Source organism: Gracilibacillus sp. HCP3S3_G5_2 (assembly GCF_052063305.1).
In the GTDB taxonomy this organism is placed as follows: domain Bacteria; phylum Bacillota; class Bacilli; order Bacillales; family Amphibacillaceae; genus Gracilibacillus.
In genome coordinates, this window is record NZ_JBQHXU010000007.1 from 58,372 (window position 1) to 78,237 (window position 19,866).

Here is a 19,866-nt window from a genome sequence, read left to right on the forward strand (position 1 = left end):
TAGTCAACTTTCCACTATAATGAAGATAGTTCTATCGGCATGCAATGAATAGGCATGCCGATATTCGGTTTATTACTATTTTTTAGATGAAAAGGTGGCCTTTTTAATGAAGAAACTATGTTTACTATTTATTTTTGTGATTTTCTCATTAGTAGCATGTACAAATAATGATAGTAGAGTAGCTAATGAGGAAGAACAGGAAGAACCAGAAGAAATGGAGGAAAAGGAAGAAATACCTGTTCCTGAAAAGCCAAAGAGTGTTTATCCTTTGACAGGTTTAGAGGTAGAAAGAGAATTGAAAGATCGAATGGTCGCGATTATGGTGAATAACCATCCGAAAGCACGGCCCCAAACAGGACTTTCGCAGGCAGATATAGTGTTTGAAATTCTTGCAGAAGGTAATGTTACTCGTTTTCTCGCAATTTATCACAGTAATATACCTGATCGAGTTGGTCCAGTCAGAAGTGCTAGACCATACTATTTTAATCTAGCAAATGATTATGATGCGATCTATGTCTACCATGGTGCTGCAGATCATATTGAAAATATGATTCAAACAGGTGCTGTGCAAGGATTAAATGGAATGTACTATGACAATGATAAGGTACTTTTTGAAAGGTCAACTGACCGAGTTGCACCACATAATTCCTATACAATGTTTGATGGTATTTATCAACGGGCAGAGGAAAAAGGTTATGAAATTGAGGCAGATTATCAACCAATGACTTTTTTAGATGACGAAAATATAGAAGGTGAACAAGCTTTTGATATAAGCTTTAACTATGGAAATAATAGTGTGAGTTATCACTATGATGAAGTAACGGAAAAATATTTACGATATAGTGATGGCGTGCAGACGGTTGAATATGCCGATAGTACCCCTATTGAGTTGGATAATGTGCTAATTATCGAAACAACTCATCAAGTAATAGATGAGGAAGGACGTCGAGAGATTGACCTTCAGTCCGGAGGAAATGCTTTATTACTACAGCAAGGTAAAGTACAAGACGTGCAATGGGAACGAAATGATGGTAGAATAATTCCAACGAAAGATGGACAAGCTGTTCCGTTTGTTCCAGGACAAACTTGGATTAATGTGATCCCTATAAACCCTGGCATTGATAGTGTAGAGCTATCAAGCAGCGACACGGAATAAAAAGGAGAGGTGTATACCATGCAAATCGATAAATTGCGTGGCAAAGAATTGGACCAACTATTTGATGCTATTTTATCGCTGGAAGACCGGGAAGAGTGCTATCGTTTTTTTGATGATATTGCAACCATGAATGAAATTCAATCATTGGCACAACGGCTACAAGTTGCAAAAATGTTAGATGAAGGCAGAACATACACTGCCATTGCAGAAGAATCAAGCGCATCCACGACAACGATATCTCGTGTAAAGAGATGCCTGGCATATGGGACCGATGGATATCGTATGGTGTTGGACCGATTAAAGGAAAAAGAGTAAGATAAAAGAGTGCCTCTTATAATAGAGGGACTCTTTTTCGGTGTTGAAAAAGCATCCAGAAAAATAAACATTGGAGGTAGAATCTATGATTCGTTTTGGAGTGATTGGTACGAATTGGATTACCGATCGATTTATTGATGGAGCAAGTAAGCTAGAGCATTTTCAATTAAAGGCTGTATACTCAAGGACAGCAGAAAAAGCATTAGAGTTTGCTGATAAATATAAAGTGGAGCATACCTATACAGATCTAAATGAACTTGCAAGTAGTGACCAAATCGATGCAGTTTATATCGCTTCACCGACTGCATTACATAGCAAACATGCGATTACTTGTATGCAAGGTGGGAAACATGTAATCGTTGAGAAACCTTTTGCTTCCAATGAAGAAGAAGTACGAGCAATGATTGAAACGGCAAAGCAAAACAATGTTACATTAATGGAAGCAATGAAAACAACACATCTCCCTAATTTTAATCTGATGAAGGAAAATCTCGATAAAATCGGACCTGTTCGTCGTTACGTCGCAAACTTCTGCCAATATTCCTCACGTTATGATAAATATAAAAAAGGAATTGTATTAAACGCATTTAAGCCGGAGCTATCTAACGGGTCCCTGATGGATATCGGTGTCTATTGTATTTATCCGATGGTTGCTTTATTCGGTGGTCCAGAACGTGTGAAGGCAACTGCCTTTATGCTGGAGTCAGGTGTTGACGGAGAAGGAACGGTAACCGTAGACTATCCTTCTTTAAATGGTGTCTGCATGTTTTCTAAAATCACCAATTCAGAAATGCCATCGGAAATCCAAGGAGAAAATGGCTCGATTGTGATCGGGAAATTTTCAGATATGGATGATATAAAAATTGTCTACAAAGATGGCTCTGAGGAGATATTGGACGTGGGACAAGAAGAGAACACGATGTATTATGAAGCAAAGTCATTTATGGAATCGATTGAAAACAATGAAATAGAAAATAAAGTAAATACATGGGAAAACTCATTGGAAATAATGCGAATTCTTGATCAAGCCAGAAAAGAAATTGGATTAGTATTTCCCGCTGATAGGAGATAGCTCTTTACAACCCCCTATTTAACTGGATAGGGGGTTTTTCTGTAAGTTGCAAGAAGAGCCCCGAACTTGCAAGAAAGTAGTGTGGAACCTCACTACATTTTTATTTACAGCAAGTATAAAAAGGTGTATCATTGACTAATGACTAAAAATGTATTATAGTCATTTTTTAGGAGGAAGTCTAAATTGGATAGAAAACAACTTATTATCAATGCAGCATCACAATCTTTTTCACAATTTGGTTATAAAGCTACTACAATGGACCAAGTCTCTAAAATTGCCCATGTAGGTAAAGGCACCATTTATCTGTATTTTTCTAATAAAGAAGATCTGCTCAGGGAAATAATGAAAGATGTTGCACAAGAAATGCGTGCTGTTGCCAATCAAACTATTCAAGAGGATCAAGCATTTATTAATAATTTTAATGCAGCACTAAATGGCATTTTGGAATTTAGGGAACAACATGAACTAATTATTAAGTTATCACAAGAGTTAAAAGATTTTGGTACACCTGCTGTAGCTGAAGCACTTCGATCTTTAGAGGAAGAAATTTGTAACTATATTGAGGAGAAAATAGCACAAGCTGTAAAGAGAAACGAAATAAAAGATTGTGATCCGAAAATCACTTCCTTTTTAATGTTTAAAATGTACATTAATTTAGTTAATGATTGGAAGGAACGCCATCAACCATTATCAAAAGATAAGGTGGCATCCCTTATTAACTTATACTTTATAGAAGGCTTGGCACCGTAGAAACACTTCATCACAGAAATGGATGATTGATCAAACTCGGTACCTTTCAGACCTTCATCTACCAGTGATTTACTGGCATAGTCGCTACGTTTCTATACGGGCGCTTTTCTTATGTAGTATATGACCAAAATTACAAAATGGTCATTGGTCATTAAATGGAGGTATAGTAGTGAAAAATAGTTGGAATATTTTCAAACAAGATTTAAATAACATCAGACGCGTTCCACTTGTCGGCTTTTTGTTACTAGGGTTAGCAATATTGCCCTCGTTATACGCATGGTTTAATCTAGGGGCAGCATGGGATCCGTATGCAAATACGGAGGAAGTGAAGGTGGCCATTGTTAATGATGATGAAGGAACGGAATTACAAGGGGAAACAATTAAAATTGGCGAGCAATTAGAGGAGAATTTAAAGGAAAACGAAAGCTTAGGCTGGGTATTTACCACCAAAGAGGAAGCAGAAAAAGGTATACGCAATGGGGACTATTATGCCGGGATTTTTATAGATGCTAATTTCTCAGAAGAACTTGCCAACGTAATAGAAGGCGAACCTACACAAGCAACCGTAACCTATCAAGTTAACGAGAAGAAAAATGCTATTGCACCGAAAATGACTTCTGCAGGAGCATCCACGATCGTAAATACTATTAATAATCAATTTGTTGACGAAGCGGCCAAAACACTTTTTGAAGAATTTAACAAGCTCGGCATTCGTTTAGAAGAAGACTTACCAACGATAAGAAAAATAAAAAATGCATTATATGAGCTTGATGAAAATATGCCTGAAATAGTTCGAGTCGGTGAGTTTATTGAAAAGATTGACGAGGATTGGGATGAAATAGATGAGCAAATTGATCATTTTATGACCATTCAAGACTACTTGCCACAAATCAATGAAGGCGCAGATCAAATTCTGACATTACAGAAGCAATTCCCTAAAATATATGAAATAACGAATCATATTACAGAAGTCGAGGATGCGTTACCAACGATTGCAAAGGCAGTTGATGGATTTAATGAAATGGATTCCATGTTGGATGAGATCGATAGCTTTTTGGAGGATTCCCAACAACAATTATCGGATACTAAAGGGGAAATACAATCAACACGATCGATGTTAAATGAAATAGATGAGCATGCAACAACGATTGAAGAATATGCAAATGATTTCCAATCCTTTCTTTCGGAAGCAAACTTAGACGCTGATCCTTTTGTTCGTGCTTTTCAAACACAATTGGTAGAAATGAATCAAACATTGTCAGCGTTACATGCTGTAATGCAAAATATAGAAACGGAAGGAGACGCAGCTGCAAAGGAACAAGATTTACGTAGTATTCAACAGGAGATTGAACAACACCATGCATATCTTGAAAGTAATATTCAAGTATATTCGAATCTCAATAAACTTTCGGACGATAATATCGCTGGATTTATCGAGGAAATGGAACAAACGAAAGCTAGCTTCCATCAACTGAATCAAGATGTCGAACAGCTACTAACAGGTTCGGTCAATGAGGGAATATATCAGCATATCCAAACAACACAAGATCATTTAGAAAACCTGTCTGTATGGTTAGATGCCAATGGCCATGATAGCTTAAATAATAGTTTTGCGCAATTACAAGGTATGATCACTGATTCCGATATGGAGATGGATCAGCTTCATGAGATAAACGAATCATTACAGTCATTTTTGAGTAGCACAGTTGAAGTTATGAATACTATTGATCAAGATATTACAGAAATAAGAAAGGACTTGCCAGAAATTCAGGAAAAATGGCAAGAGGTGAATGGGAAAATGCAAGAAACTTTCCCATTAGTAGAGAATGCTATTCATGATTTTGGGAATTTTGTTGAAAATGATTTACCAAATGTGGAGGAGAAGGTAAATACGTTAGCTAATTTTATTGAAGCTGATTTACCTCGAATAGAAGATACGTATTTACAAGTAGTGGAAGAAATCGAGAAAAATTTACCGACAGCTGAGTCTGCTATTCACCAGTTAGCCACCTTTAGCAAGGAAAAGTTACCTGAATTGCAAAAAGGTGTAGCTGATGCAGCAGATAAAGTGCATGAAGTAGAAGACGAGGATCAATTAAATCAGTTAATATCCATATTAAGAAATGACTTAGCGGATGAAGGTGATTTTTTTGCTAGTCCAGTTCATCTAGAAGAGGAAGAGGTTTTTCCTGTACCAAACTATGGTTCAGCAAATGCTCCTTTTTATACTACTCTATCTTTATGGGTCGGAGCATTATTACTTTCGAACCTGGTTTCAACAAATTTGCATAAATTAGACATGCGTGAAAATTATACATTGCGTCAAATTTACTTTGGCAGGATGATTCTTTTTCTTATTGTCGGCATTTTACAGGCAATTATTGTTAGTATTGGAAATTTAACAATTTTACAGGTGTATACTAGTAATTCGATACTGTTTGTAATTTTTACCGTATTAATCGCCATAACGTTTATGACGATAGTTTATACGTTTGCATCTATTCTAGGGAATATAGGAAAAGCATTAATGATTGTGCTATTAGTGTTGCAATTATCTAGTGGTGGTGGAACATTTCCGATCGAAGTAGCCCCGCCATTCTTTCAACATTTACATCCTTTTATGCCATTTTCCTACGGTATTGATTTATTACGTGAAGCGGTCGGTGGAGTCGTGCCTGAAGTTGCGTGGTATAACATTTTAATGTTAGTCGTTTTCTGGATTATCGCTATTGTCATAGGAATATTACTAAAACCATTGCTTGCAAACAGAATTGAACATACTGCACGTAAATCAAAAGAAAGTAGGTTAATTGAGTAACCTGAAGGTAGTGGCTCTGCTTTTTGTCACGGTGCTAATTGTCTGAAAGCACCAAAAGAAAAGAGGTTGTCCTCATTAAAGAGAGACAACCTCTTTCTAATTAATTTCGAATTAAATGATCAAATGCCCCTAATGCGGCTGTTGCACCAGAACCCATTGAAATAATGATTTGTTTATAAGCACTATTTGTACAGTCGCCTGCTGCAAATACACCAGGTATACTAGTAGTACCGCGCTCATCAACAACGATTTCACCGAATTTGTTTAACTCAACCGTGTCTCTTAACCATTCGGTGTTAGGTATGAGACCGATTTGAATGAAGACACCAGCAAGTTCGATGCTTTTCTCTTCTTCTGTTTCACGATCGACATATTTTAGTCCTTCGACTTTATCAGAACCATAAATTTCAGAAGTTCTTGCGTTTGTAAGCACTGTTACATTAGAAAGGCTATATAAGCGCTCTTGTAAAACTTGATCAGCTTTCAACTCTGGAGCGAATTCAATCAAAGTTACGTGCTTAACGATTCCTGCTAAATCAATAGCTGCTTCAACACCAGAGTTTCCACCACCGATAACCGCAACATCTTTTCCTTCAAAGATTGGACCATCACAGTGAGGGCAGTATGCTACACCTTTGTTTTTGAATTCTGCTTCACCAGGAACGCCGATATTGCGCCAACGTGCACCTGTTGAAAGTACAATGGTTTTACTTTTCAGTGTTGCACCATTTTCTAGTTCAAGTTCAAAAAGGTCTTTTTTCTGTAAAGACTTCGCACGCATAGAGTTCATGATATCCACATCATAATCACGAACATGTTCTTCCATATTAGCAACTAATTTTGGACCTTCTGTATACTTCGTTGTGATAAAGTTTTCAATACCTAATGTATCTTGAACCTGACCACCGAGGCGTTCAGCCACAATCCCCGTGCGAATACCTTTACGTGCAGCATAAATGGCAGCACTAGAACCTGCAGGACCTCCACCAACTACTAAGACATCATATGGATCTTTCTCATTTAGTTCTGAAATGTCCGCAGTACTTCCTAACGCTTCTAGGATACTTTCAATCGTTTGTCGGCCATCAACAAATGGTTCCCCATTTAAATAGACAGAAGGAACAGCTAGGATATCTTTACTATCCACTTCTTCTTTAAAAGCAGATCCTTCCACCATTGTATGTGTAATATCAGGATGTACAACACTCATGATGTTTAGAGCTTGGACAACATCAGGGCATTTTTGGCATGATAAGCTTACATATGTTTCAAAATGTAATGGACCTTCCAATTTTTTAATTTGTTCAATAATAGCATTTTCCACTTTTGGTGGACGTCCACTTACTTGTAATAAAGCTAACACAAGAGAAGTAAACTCATGACCAAGTGGGACACCTGCGAAAACAACGCCAGTGTCCTCACCTACACGATTGATGCTAAAACTTGGAGTGCGGTCAAAAGATCCTTGCTCTACGGTGATTTTATCAGACATGCTTGCAATTTCATTAACTAGTTCGTCTACTTCTTTTGAAACATTATCAGATCCAATACTTGTCTTGATAACAATATCATTTTCTAATAGTTTCAAATATTCATTAAGTTGTGCTTTTATTTCTTGATCAAGCATTTTGACCCTCTTTTCTTATATTTCTGAGAAAGATATAGCTACGAGCACCAGCCACTAGCCCCCTATAATCGCCAATTTCGGTCAGGTCCTCTGACCAACATCGATACTAGAATTTCTTGTTTGATATGACCCTCGGAGAGAGTGGCGTGGTACAGGCACTCTTTGCTTTTCTTAGATTTTACCTACTAAGTCGATACTTGGTTTAAGTGTTTCGCCGCCTTCTTCCCATTTAGCAGGGCATACTTCCCCTGGGTTGTTACGTACGTATTGTGCAGCTTTAATTTTCGAAATTAATGTACTTGCGTCACGACCAATACCTTCTGCATTAATCTCTGCTGCTTGAATTACACCATCAGGATCAATAATGAACGTTCCTCGATCAGCTAAACCTTCCTCTTCACGTAGTACATCAAAGTTTTGAGAGATGATGTGTGAAGGGTCACCGATCATGGTGTATTCAATCTTTCCAATTGCATCAGAGCTTTCGTGCCATGCTTTATGGGTGAAGTGAGTGTCAGTAGAAACAGAGTAAACTTCTACACCTAATTTTTGTAATTCAGCATATTGATTTTGTAAATCCTCTAATTCAGTTGGACAGACGAATGTAAAGTCTGCCGGATAGAAACAAACAATGCTCCACTGGCCTTTGAAATTTTCTTCTGTTACATCAATGAATTCTCCTTGACGAAAAGCAGATGCTTGAAATGGTAGTACTTCTTTTCCGATTAATGACATAGTGATTGTCCTCCTAATTTTTTTTCTTTGTTTGTTTTTTCTGGTAATGGTATCCATTCCCTATCAAACATTATTATAAAATAGATTATCTTACAAGTGTAACGATATAATATATCGTTCATAAATTTGTAAGAAATCCTAGAGAGCACAGAATGGTAACATGACGCACAGGAATTCTAGTTTCACGCTAATAACTGGACGATTGGATCTTTGATCTAAGTGGTAAGAAATGACGCTTTTCTACCATTCTGAACGTAAGATTCGCAGTTTATTCACCTTTTCCAAATAATTACGAATAACATGCGCAGCTTTTAAAAATAACGTCCACACATCTATAGAATGGAATGGACCTTAGTCCTTTTAGTCTAGTAGTTGCTTGTATGTTTTTGGAAAAAGGACATTTCATCTGTGTTCCATAAAATGGATCCTTCTACTCGTCCACTAACGATTATGACGTTTTCTTAAAATCTTTACCTATATCATTCTAAAAAGGTGTATATTTTTGCTATAATGAAATAATGGATATAGAATCGTCATTATTGGAGGCTTAGATGGTGTATAATATCGACGAATGGAAACATATCTTCAAGTTAGATCCTGCTAAAGAGATCTCTGAAGAAATGATAGATAAAATATGTGAGTCAGGAACAGATGCGATCATGGTCGGTGGTACAGACAATGTAACATTGGATGGTGTACTGCAATTATTAAGTAGCATCCGCCGTCACACGGTACCTGTTATTTTAGAGATATCTACAATGGAATCAGTAACACCAGGTTACGACTATTACTTTGTGCCAATGGTGCTAAACAGTCAAGATAAAAAATGGATGATGGATATTCAACATCAAGCAGTGGTCGAATATGGTGACATCATTAATTGGGACGAGATGTTTGCTGAAGGATATTGTATTATGAATGATAAGTCAAAAGTGTATCAGCATGCTAATTGCAAGCTACCAACCAAAGACGAAGTGATTGCTTATGCAAGAATGGCAGAACATTTATTTAGGCTACCTTTTTTCTATTTAGAATACAGTGGTATATATGGTGATCCGGCACTTGTACAATCAATCAGTCGGGAGCTTCATAATACAAAATTGATTTATGGCGGTGGCATTGCAACAAAAGAGCAAGCTGCTGAGGTCAGTGCATATGCCGATATAATCGTGGTCGGTAACGCATTATATGATAATCCGAAAGAAGCCTTAAAAACGGTGGAAGCAACAAAGTAGAAGGACGGTGTTACAATGAGTCGGATGATGCACGACTTGTTAAAAGGATTAAATAAAGAACAGCGTGAAGCTGTACAGCATACAGAAGGGCCGTTATTAATCATGGCCGGGGCGGGAAGTGGAAAAACACGCGTACTGACCCACCGTATTGCTTATTTATTGGATGAAAAGGAAGTTTCTCCACGTAATATTTTAGCGATTACCTTTACCAATAAAGCAGCACGGGAGATGAAGGAAAGAATAGCCGATCTTGTTGGGGCATACGGAGCAGATATGTGGGTATCGACCTTTCACTCTATGTGTGTACGGATCCTGAGAAGAGATATTGATAGGATCGGATATAGTCGAAATTTTTCGATTCTAGACAGTGGTGATCAGCTGACTGTCATCAAAAATATTGTGAAGGATAAAAATATTGATGCTAAAAAATTCGAGCCGAGGGCAATTCTAGGTACCATTAGTAGTGCGAAAAATGAACTGATTACACCAGAAAAATTTGCGGAATCAGTTAATAACTTTTTTGATCGCCAAGTTTCGGAAGTGTATATCGAATACCAACGTCGATTACGTAAAAATCAAGCACTCGACTTTGATGACTTAATCATGCAGACTATTCATCTATTTCAGCGCGTGCCAGAAGTATTAGAATATTATCAGCGACGGTTCCAATATATTCATGTGGATGAGTATCAAGATACGAACCATGCTCAGTATTCCTTAGTAAAGCAGTTGGCCGCACGTTTTCAAAATCTTTGTGTTGTTGGTGACTCTGATCAGTCCATCTATGCATGGCGTGGTGCGGATATTTCCAATATTCTTTCCTTTGAAAAGGATTATCCGTCAGCACGTGTTGTCATGCTTGAGCAAAATTACCGATCGACGAAGTCCATTCTTCAGGCTGCTAACCAGGTCATTGAAAACAACACTGGGAGAAAACCGAAAAATCTATGGACAGAAAATCAAGACGGGAATAAAATTCGCTATTTTCAAGCATCCACAGAACGTGAGGAAGGTTTGTTTGTAGCTGAACGGATTGAAGAACTGGTACAACAAAATAAATATAAGCATAAGGATATTGCGATTTTGTATCGGACAAATGCCCAATCACGTGCAATTGAGGAAACCTTTATGAAAGCAAATATTCCTTATCAAATGGTCGGGGGGACAAAGTTCTACGATCGTAAGGAAATTAAAGATCTACTTGCTTACTTGCGTTTAATCGTCAATCCGGATGATGATATCAGTTTTGCCAGAGTGGTTAATGTACCTAAACGTGGTATCGGAAAAACATCAATGGACAAACTAGAGGCTTATGCAGCAGCAAATGATATCTCCTTCTATACCGCAGTACAAGAAGTAGACTTTGTAGGTGTCAGTGCAAAAGCAGCTAAATCATTAATGGAATTTGGCCAGATGATTAAAAACTGGGAACAGCAGCAGGAATTTCTGAGTGCAACAGATATGGTTGATGAAGTAATTGAAAAAACAGGCTATGAAGAAATGCTTCTCAATGAACGAAGCATTGAAGCACAAACACGCCTAGAAAACATCGAAGAATTCAAGACCGTTACGAAGCATTTTGAGGAAACAAATGAAGACAAAACGCTGGTTAATTTTCTGACTGACTTAGCATTGGTTTCTGATATTGACCGAATGGACGATGATCCGACATCAGAGGATAGTGTCACGATGATGACACTGCACGCAGCAAAAGGATTAGAGTTTCCTGTAGTCTTTTTGATTGGAATGGAGGAGAGTGTTTTTCCGCATAGCCGTTCCATGATGGATGAGGAGCAGATGCAGGAGGAACGACGTCTTGCTTATGTAGGGATTACTAGAGCAGAGGAGTTATTGCACGTTTCACATGCAAAGATGCGTACATTATTTGGTCGAACAAATATGAACCCTGTAAGTCGCTTTATTGATGAAATTCCAAGTGAATTATTAGAAGGAAAGGAAGAATTACAGGAATCAACGTTTGGCTCACCGTTTGGGCGAATTGCGATTAACGATCAGGATTTACCTTTCGAAAAACAAGAAAAAGCCAAACGCAAACCAATACGTAATGTTAATCCAACAACCGGCGGAGAAAAAGAAGCATGGAATGTTGGTGACAAAGTCAATCATAAAAAATGGGGGCAAGGAACAGTTGTCAAAGTGGAGGGTTCTGGTGATGCAATGGAATTAGATATTGCATTTCCGGCACCAACAGGTATTAAACGACTGCTTGCCAAATTCGCTCCCATCACGAAAGTGTAAGAAGGAGGTGCTTGCTAATGAAGGAACAAGAAGCACGTAAGAAAATAATTGCCTTAAGAGAAAAGTTAAATGAATATAATTACCAATACCATGTATTAGATACCCCAAGTGTATCGGATGCAGAATATGATATGAAAATGAAGGAATTAAAAGCAATTGAAGCTGAATTCCCTGAATTAATTACGCCGGACTCTCCTACACAACGAGTCGGTGGAGAACCTTTAGATGCATTTAAAAAAGTTACCCATCGTGTACCAATGTTGAGCTTAGGAAATGCCTTTAATGAAGAAGACTTAAAGGATTTTGACCGCCGTGTTCGTGAAGGCTTAGATGCTGACAAGGTTACCTATGTCTGTGAATTGAAAATCGATGGGCTGGCGATATCCTTACGATATCAGGATGGTCTTTTTGTCCAAGGTGCTACTCGGGGGGATGGAACGACCGGTGAGGACATAACAAGTAATTTAAAAACAATCAGAAGTATCCCTTTGAGAATTAAGGACCATTCCCCGATTGAAGTTCGCGGGGAAGCATATATGCCACAGAAAGCATTTCTTGCTTTAAACGAAGAACGTGAGAGAAATGAAGAAGAACCTTTTGCTAATCCTCGAAATGCAGCGGCAGGTTCTTTACGCCAGCTTGATCCGAAAATTGCTGCAAAACGTCATTTGGATATTTTTCTGTATGCGGTAGGTGAATGGGAATCCGGAGTTTTAGAAACCCATAGTGAACGCCTCACTTATCTCAAGGAATTAGGCTTTAAGACTAATCCAGAATGGCGAAAATGTCATGGTATCGATGAAGTGATAGAATATGTCGAAGAGTGGGTAGAAAAAAGAGCAACACTTTCCTATGATATTGACGGGATCGTTATAAAAGTCGATAATCTTGAAGCACAGGAGCAGCTTGGATTTACAGCAAAGAGTCCACGGTGGGCAATTGCTTATAAATTCCCCGCAGAAGAAGCAGTGACTAAGCTGACAGATATTGAATTAAGTGTTGGAAGGACTGGTGTTGTCACACCGACTGCTATTCTGGAACCTGTTAAAGTCGCAGGTACGACTGTACAACGGGCATCTCTTCACAATGAAGATTTAATTAAGGAAAAAGATATCCGTATTGGTGACACAGTTGTGATTAAAAAAGCCGGTGATATCATTCCTGAAGTTGTCCGTGTTGTCACAGATATGCGTACAGAAGAACAGCTGCCTTTTGCAATGCCGGAAGTATGTCCGTCTTGTGGAGACGAGCTTGTCCGTTTAGAAGAAGAGGTTGCTTTACGTTGTATTAATCCAAACTGTCCAGCACAATTAAAAGAAGGCCTGATTCACTTTGTATCGAGACTAGCAATGAACATTGAAGGACTTGGTGAAAAAGTAATAGAGCAACTATTCCAGGCCGAATATATTCATACGATTGCTGACCTTTATCGGTTGGAGCGAGATGAATTATTAAAATTAGAGCGGATGGGTGAGAAATCAGTAGAAAACTTGTTAAATGCTATCGAAAATTCGAAAGAAAACTCGTTAGAACGATTGCTCTTCGGTCTTGGCATTCGTTATGTTGGCTCGAAGGCTGCAAGAACATTGGCAGCACACTTTGAAACAATCGAGCGTCTGCAGGCAGCAAGCTTTGAAGATTTAATAGCAATCGATGAAATAGGCGATAAAATGGCAGATTCGATTGTTCAATATTTCGAGGATGATAAAGTACAACAGCTTATCATCGAATTAAAAGAATTAGGCTTAAATCTTTCGTACAAAGGACCAAAAGTTAGTGAAGCACCGGCAGATAGTGCTTTTGCAGGTAAAACGGTTGTCTTAACAGGTAAATTAGCGATCTATACAAGACAAGAAGCAAAACAGCAAATTGAAGCACTTGGCGGTAACGTAACAGGAAGTGTAAGTAAGAAGACAGATCTACTTATCGCTGGAGAAGATGCCGGTTCCAAACTGGATAAGGCGAAAAAGCTAGAAGTTGAAATTTGGGATGAAGCTAAGCTCCAAGAAGTGTTAGAGGAGGAAGCATAATGAGGAAAATAGTAGCTAGCCTCTTCATTATCATATTGTTAGTAGGATGTGCACCAGATTTTGGGGATCGAGAAGAAGCTGTAATTGATGAAAGTATAGATGAATCATTAGAAGAAACAGCGATCATTCCGAAATATAATCTGAACGAGGACAATTACAGAGTATTAATTGACTCCAACTTAAGCCAAGCAAGAGGTGTAATTACCAATCAAGTCGCAAATCGATTAGATATCGATGAACTGGAGGAAGGGTTAAGACGGCACTCAATGGAAGTATATGACCCTGAAACATATTATTTCCAGGAAGGTCAATATTTAACAGATGATATACTTTATAGTTGGCTAGATCGTTATGATGAAGATAAACAGCCACTCGGGCTGAACCCAGAAGCAGATGAATCCAAAGAAGATGAAGACAGGAAAAAAGAGGAAGAAAACAATCCGAAATATCTTTCCCATATTTTAGAACAAAACTATCTACGAAAAACGGAAGATGATGCCGTTGAATTGGCTGGAATATCTATCGGGATTGCGATGAAATCTGTCTACCGATTCCAGACTGAAACTGGTGGGCCGTATTATTATGAAGATATTTCTGAGAGTGAAATGATGAGTGAAGCTAATCAAATAGCAGAGGAAGTCGTACAACGAATTCGTCAAATGGAAGGACTTGAAAATGTCCCTATTATGTTAGCTATCTATCGTGAAGAATCCCACAGTTCACTTGTGCCTGGTAACTTTGTTGCTAAAACAAATATAGCTGGTGACAGCGCATCTGTTGGTGATTGGCAGGATATAAATGAGGAAAATGTATTGTTTCCATCCAATTATGGACAAAATACGTACCCTGATGTATGGGCAACATTAGTCGATTTTGAATCAGATATTGGATCCTATTTTCCTAATTACGTAAGTGTTATTGGAAAGGGCTTTTTCCAAAATGGTGAGTTACAAAAACTAACGGTGGAAATACCGGTCTCCTTTTATGGCAAAGCTGAATTAATAGGGTTTACCCAATATGCATATGGACTTGTCTTATCCGGTTTCCCTACGGATTATCATTTAGAAATAAATATTACATCAGGTGAAAGACAAGAGGCGTTAATTGTACGAAACCCTGGAGAAGAGGAAGGGTTTGTCCATATATACCGTTAATTCTATTCAAAAATGTTTTGCTAAAATAGGATTAATGGTAAAATAAAGTGAGATTTTGATCAGTGTGGGGCTCGTCCCTGTAGATCATTAGCGAAACTTGTCAGGATGTGAGTGTCTGTTAACCCCCACTTGGCTTCAAGAACTTAAAGTGGGGGTCACAGACGTTTACCACCGAGGTAAAGGTTATATGGATTTTACGAATGTATTATTGGTTTCAACTATATATGGAGGTGAATCAACATGGCAGAAATCTCAAAAGAACAGGTAAAGCATGTTGCAAATCTAGCACGTCTCGCTTTAACAGATAAGGAAGTAGAGACATTTACACAACAATTAGGAGATATCATCAATTATGCAGAGCTTTTGAACGAGTTGGATACAGATAACGTTAAGCCAACAACCCACGTTTTAGACTTAAAAAATGTAATGCGTAAAGATGAACCGAAAGATTGGATAACGAAAGAAGACGCATTAAAAAATGCACCAGATCAAAAAGATGGTCAATTCCGTGTGCCATCAATTCTTGAATAAGGAGGGTTTCTTTTGTCACTTTTTGATTATACGTTAAAGGAATTACAAGAAAAACTACATAATAAAGAAATTACTGTTAGTGATCTTGTCGAAGCTTCATACACTCGTATTAATGAAGTAGATGGTCAAGTTAAAGCATTTTTGACATTAAATGAAGAAGAAGCGAAAAAACAGGCGAAGGAATTAGACGAAAAGCTAGGTTCAGATGCATCGATTTTATACGGGATGCCGATCGGAATTAAAGATAATATCGTCACGAAAGGATTGCGCACAACTTGTGCAAGTCAAATCCTCGATAACTTGAACGATCCATTGTATGATGCAACCGTCATCCAAAAATTAAACGCAGAAAACACGATCAATATTGGGAAATTAAACATGGATGAGTTTGCGATGGGTTCTTCTACAGAGAATTCTAGCTACGAAAATACACGTAACCCATGGAATACGGACTATGTCCCGGGTGGTTCCAGTGGTGGTTCGGCAGCAGCGGTAGCAGCAGGAGAAGTATTTTTCTCACTAGGATCTGATACAGGTGGTTCGATTCGTCAGCCAGCAGCATTCTGTGGTGTAGTTGGGATGAAACCTACATACGGCCTTGTTTCCCGCTTTGGTCTTGTTGCGTTTGCCTCTTCATTGGATCAAATTGGACCAATCACTAGAACCGTAGAAGACAATGCACACTTACTACAGGCAATCGTAGGTCATGATCATATGGATTCCACCTCTGCTAATATAGATATTCCTAATTATAGTGATGCATTTAAAGAAGACGTAAAAGGTTTACGTATTGCTGTACCTAAGGAGTACATACAAGAAGGGGTAGACCCTGAAGTAAAAGAAGCAGTTCTTGCCGCTTTAAAGCAGTATGAAGAATTAGGTGCAACATGGGAAGAGGTATCATTACCACACTCTAAATATGCAGTTGCTGCTTATTACTTACTAGCAGCATCAGAAGCAAGTGCGAACCTAGCGCGTTTCGACGGAGTTCGGTATGGTAAACGTACGGAGAAGAATGTCGACATGGTTGATATGTTCAAAGAATCTCGTGCTGAAGGCTTTGGCGATGAAGTAAAACGTCGAATTATGCTTGGTACATTTGCATTAAGCTCTGGTTATTATGATGCTTACTACAAAAAAGCACAAAAAGTACGTACACTGATTAAAAATGATTTCGAAAAAATCTTTGATGAATTTGATGTAGTAATTGGACCAACAACACCAGCCCCAGCATATAAAATTGGTGAAAAAATCGATGATCCATTAACGATGTATACTGATGACGTATTAACAACACCAGTAAACCTCGCTGGACTTCCAGGTATGTCGATTCCTTGTGGATTCTCAAGCAAAGGTTTACCAATCGGATTACAAATTATCGGCCGACACTTTGATGAATCAACCATTTATCGCACGGCATATGCATACGAACAAGCAACAGATCATCACAAGAAACGTCCTCATTTAGGAGGTGACAAGTAATGACAAATTTTGAAACAGTTATTGGTTTAGAGGTGCACGTGGAGCTAAAAACCGCTTCTAAAATTTTCAGTCCAGCCCCTAACGCTTTCGGATCTGAACCGAATAGCAATGTTAACCCAATCGACTTAGGATATCCTGGTGTATTGCCGGTATTAAATGAAGAAGCGGTCAATTATGCGATGAAAGCAGCAATGGCGTTAAACTGTGAAATTGCAACAGATACAAAATTTGACCGTAAAAACTATTTCTATCCAGACAATCCGAAGGCTTATCAAATTTCTCAATTTGATCAACCGATCGGAGAGAACGGCTGGATTGAAATTGAAGTAAACGGTGAAAAGAAACGGATCGGTATTACTCGTCTTCACTTAGAGGAAGATGCAGGGAAACTAACCCATGGTGATGATGGTTATTCGTTAGTTGACTATAACCGTCAAGGTACTCCACTAGTAGAAATCGTATCGGAACCGGATATCCGTACACCGGAAGAAGCATATGCTTACTTGGAAAAATTAAAAAATATTATTCAATATACAGGTGTATCTGACTGTAAGATGGAGGAAGGCTCTCTTCGCTGTGATGCTAACATCTCGATCCGTCCAGTAGGGCAAGAAGAATTCGGTACTAAAACAGAATTGAAAAACTTAAACTCCTTCTCTTTTGTGCAAAAAGGATTGGAATTTGAAGAAAAACGTCAACGTGAAGTATTACTAAACGGTGGTGAAATTCTTCAGGAAACTCGTCGTTACGATGAGCAAAAGAAAGAAACAATTCTTATGCGTGTCAAAGAGGGTTCTGACGACTATCGTTACTTCCCAGAACCAGACCTTGTTCCATTATATATTGACGATGAGTGGAAAGAACGGATACGTGCTGAAATTCCAGAATTACCAGATGCTCGCCGGGAGCGCTATGTGAAAGAGTTAGACCTGCCAGTTTATGATGCAGGAGTACTAACAAGTACAAAAGAAATGTCTGACTTCTTTGAAGCAACAATCGAAGCAGGTGCAGATACAAAGCAAGCCTCCAACTGGTTGATGGGCGAAGTATCAGCTTACATGAACAAGCAGCAAGTGGAAATACAGGATTTAAAGATGACACCTGAAGCACTTGCAAAAATGATTAAGCTTATCGGAGACGGAACTATATCCTCCAAGATGGCAAAAAAAGTCTTCGCAGAGCTTGTTGAAAATGGTGGCGATCCTGAAAAAATCGTTAAAGAAAAAGGACTAGTGCAAATCTCTGATGAAGGTCAGCTTCGCGAGATTATTACAGGTATCCTTGATGAAAATGAACAATCAATCATCGATTATAAGAATGGTAAAGATAAAGCACTTGGTTTCCTAGTTGGTCAAACAATGAAGGCAACAAAAGGACAAGCCAATCCGCCTATGGTTAACAAAATTATCTTGGAAGAAATCGAAAAACGATAAAAAAGCGAAAGGGCTGTGCAATACATCGCACAGTCCTTTCTTCGCGAGATAGATAACCTTATTCTGTTCACAAATGTATCTAGTAAACAGATGCATTTATCTAAATCATTCGTCATAAAATGTTTGCAAATTTTGTTAAAACGATTATGATGATAGATAGAAGTTACGTTAAGAGGAGAATGACTATGAAACGTGCACGCATTATCTATAATCCAACTTCTGGTCGAGAAGCTTTTAAAAAAGAGTTACCAGAGGTTTTAAGACGCTTTGAAGAAGCAGGATATGAAACCTCTGCCCATGCGACTAGGTATGAAGGTGATGCGACAAATGCTGCAAAAATAGCAGTAGAACGCAAATTTGACCTGATCATTGCTGCAGGTGGAGATGGCACGATTAATGAAGTTGTACATGGAATAGCAGAACAGGAATACCGACCAAAGCTAGCGATTATACCTGTAGGAACCACCAATGACTTCGCAAGAGCACTAGGGATTCCTCGAGAAATCCAGAAAGCTGTCAATGTAATCCTCGAGCATAATATTCGTAAGCTTGATATTGGCAAAGTTAATGATCATTACTTTATGAATATAGCTGGGGGTGGAAAGCTGACAGAATTAACCTATGAAGTACCCAGCAAATTAAAAACAGTACTCGGGCAACTTGCCTACTATTTGAAAGGGATCGAAATGCTTCCATCATTAAAGCCGACAAAAGTAAAAATTGAGTACGACGGCAAGTGGTTTGATGATGAAATTATGCTTTTTCTTGTATCCAATACGAATTCTGTCGGAGGTTTCGAGAAAATTGCACCAGAAGCAAAAATGGATGATGGTTACTTTGATTTACTAATTCTCCGAAAGACCAACCTAGCTGAATTTGTTCGAATTGCCACCCTTGCGACAAAGGGTGCACATATAGAGGATAAGCACATCTTTTACGCTAGAGCAAACCGCATAAAGGTTCATACAGATGAAAAAATGCAGCTTAATTTAGACGGAGAATATGGTGGCCTGTTACCAGGTGAGTTTGAAAACCTCTATCAACATATCGAATTTTTTGTCTCTCAAGAATTCATCGAGAAGCAAGCGAGAATCGAATAGTATCAAAAGGTACATTCTCTGGTAGAGTGTACCTTTATTTTTCGATAAAATGATTGGAATATTTCCCAGGAAATGATGAAATTAGACACGGTATTTTCTATTTGTCGTAAGCTATGATAAAATTTGGACAATATATGATAAGTAAGAATGTCGACTGATCAAAGAAGGC

15 protein-coding genes are annotated in these 19,866 nt (G+C 38.3%); 13 read left to right on the forward strand and 2 right to left on the reverse strand.

The annotated features are described in order from the left end of the window. The first annotated feature begins 106 nt into the window (after positions 1-106). The 5 genes from ACTNEP_RS11615 to ACTNEP_RS11635 all read left to right on the forward strand — a co-directional run bounded on the left by ACTNEP_RS11615 (position 107) and on the right by ACTNEP_RS11635 (position 6,111). Positions 107-1,156 (forward strand): DUF3048 domain-containing protein, encoded by a 1,050-nt coding sequence (locus ACTNEP_RS11615; protein WP_441162178.1) that lies wholly within the window; start codon positions 107-109, stop codon positions 1,154-1,156. Between the two features lie 18 nt (positions 1,157-1,174). Further along, entirely contained in the window at positions 1,175-1,471 is a 297-nt protein-coding gene (locus ACTNEP_RS11620) for a YerC/YecD family TrpR-related protein (RefSeq protein WP_441162179.1), read from the forward strand. 85 nt (positions 1,472-1,556) lie between these two features. Beyond that, positions 1,557-2,543, forward strand: coding sequence for a Gfo/Idh/MocA family protein (locus tag ACTNEP_RS11625; RefSeq protein ID WP_441162180.1), 987 nt, complete (start codon positions 1,557-1,559; stop codon positions 2,541-2,543). Positions 2,544-2,726: 183 nt separating this feature from the next. Next, positions 2,727-3,293 carry a TetR/AcrR family transcriptional regulator gene (locus tag ACTNEP_RS11630; RefSeq protein ID WP_441162181.1) on the forward strand — a complete coding sequence of 189 codons (567 nt, stop codon included), beginning with the start codon at positions 2,727-2,729 and terminating at the stop codon, positions 3,291-3,293. A gap of 169 nt (positions 3,294-3,462) precedes the next feature. After that, the gene (locus tag ACTNEP_RS11635; RefSeq protein ID WP_441162182.1) at positions 3,463-6,111 is read left to right on the forward strand and encodes a YhgE/Pip family protein; all 2,649 of its coding nucleotides are present in this window, start codon (positions 3,463-3,465) and stop codon (positions 6,109-6,111) included. A 100-nt stretch (positions 6,112-6,211) separates the two neighbouring features. Here ACTNEP_RS11635 and ahpF read toward each other — a convergent pair whose 3' ends face one another. Together ahpF and ahpC are read right to left on the reverse strand one after the other, a co-directional pair. Next, positions 6,212-7,738 (reverse strand): alkyl hydroperoxide reductase subunit F, encoded by a 1,527-nt coding sequence (ahpF, locus tag ACTNEP_RS11640; protein ID WP_441162183.1) that lies wholly within the window; start codon positions 7,736-7,738, stop codon positions 6,212-6,214. A gap of 171 nt (positions 7,739-7,909) precedes the next feature. Further along, positions 7,910-8,473, reverse strand: a complete 564-nt coding sequence (ahpC, locus tag ACTNEP_RS11645) for an alkyl hydroperoxide reductase subunit C (RefSeq protein WP_441162184.1) — start codon at positions 8,471-8,473, stop codon at positions 7,910-7,912. Between the two features lie 554 nt (positions 8,474-9,027). Between ahpC and ACTNEP_RS11650 the strand changes: the two genes are divergently transcribed. The 8 genes from ACTNEP_RS11650 to ACTNEP_RS11685 all read left to right on the forward strand — a co-directional run bounded on the left by ACTNEP_RS11650 (position 9,028) and on the right by ACTNEP_RS11685 (position 19,697). Further along, positions 9,028-9,708 (forward strand): heptaprenylglyceryl phosphate synthase, encoded by a 681-nt coding sequence (locus ACTNEP_RS11650; protein WP_441162185.1) that lies wholly within the window; start codon positions 9,028-9,030, stop codon positions 9,706-9,708. Between the two features lie 15 nt (positions 9,709-9,723). Beyond that, positions 9,724-11,967 carry a DNA helicase PcrA gene (pcrA, locus tag ACTNEP_RS11655; protein ID WP_441162186.1) on the forward strand — a complete coding sequence of 748 codons (2,244 nt, stop codon included), beginning with the start codon at positions 9,724-9,726 and terminating at the stop codon, positions 11,965-11,967. Positions 11,968-11,984: 17 nt separating this feature from the next. Then, the gene (ligA, locus tag ACTNEP_RS11660; protein ID WP_441162187.1) at positions 11,985-13,997 is read left to right on the forward strand and encodes an NAD-dependent DNA ligase LigA; all 2,013 of its coding nucleotides are present in this window, start codon (positions 11,985-11,987) and stop codon (positions 13,995-13,997) included. Beyond that, a complete protein-coding gene (locus ACTNEP_RS11665; protein WP_441162188.1) occupies positions 13,997-15,151 on the forward strand; it encodes a CamS family sex pheromone protein in 1,155 nt (384 codons plus the stop codon). Before ligA ends, ACTNEP_RS11665 begins: the two co-directional genes overlap by 1 nt. A 240-nt stretch (positions 15,152-15,391) precedes the next feature. Further along, on the forward strand, positions 15,392-15,682 hold the full coding sequence (gatC, locus tag ACTNEP_RS11670) for an Asp-tRNA(Asn)/Glu-tRNA(Gln) amidotransferase subunit GatC (RefSeq protein ID WP_441162189.1): 291 nt from the start codon (positions 15,392-15,394) through the stop codon (positions 15,680-15,682). A gap of 12 nt (positions 15,683-15,694) precedes the next feature. Beyond that, positions 15,695-17,164: an Asp-tRNA(Asn)/Glu-tRNA(Gln) amidotransferase subunit GatA gene (gatA, locus tag ACTNEP_RS11675; RefSeq protein ID WP_441162190.1), complete on the forward strand. Its 1,470-nt coding sequence runs from the start codon at positions 15,695-15,697 to the stop codon at positions 17,162-17,164. After that, complete coding sequence (gene gatB, locus ACTNEP_RS11680) at positions 17,164-18,597, forward strand: Asp-tRNA(Asn)/Glu-tRNA(Gln) amidotransferase subunit GatB (RefSeq protein ID WP_441162191.1); 1,434 nt, start codon at positions 17,164-17,166, stop codon at positions 18,595-18,597. The genes gatA and gatB overlap by 1 nt, the downstream gene beginning before the upstream one ends. A 185-nt stretch (positions 18,598-18,782) precedes the next feature. Next, positions 18,783-19,697, forward strand: a complete 915-nt coding sequence (locus ACTNEP_RS11685) for a diacylglycerol kinase (RefSeq protein WP_441162192.1) — start codon at positions 18,783-18,785, stop codon at positions 19,695-19,697. The last annotated feature ends 169 nt before the right edge of the window (positions 19,698-19,866 follow it).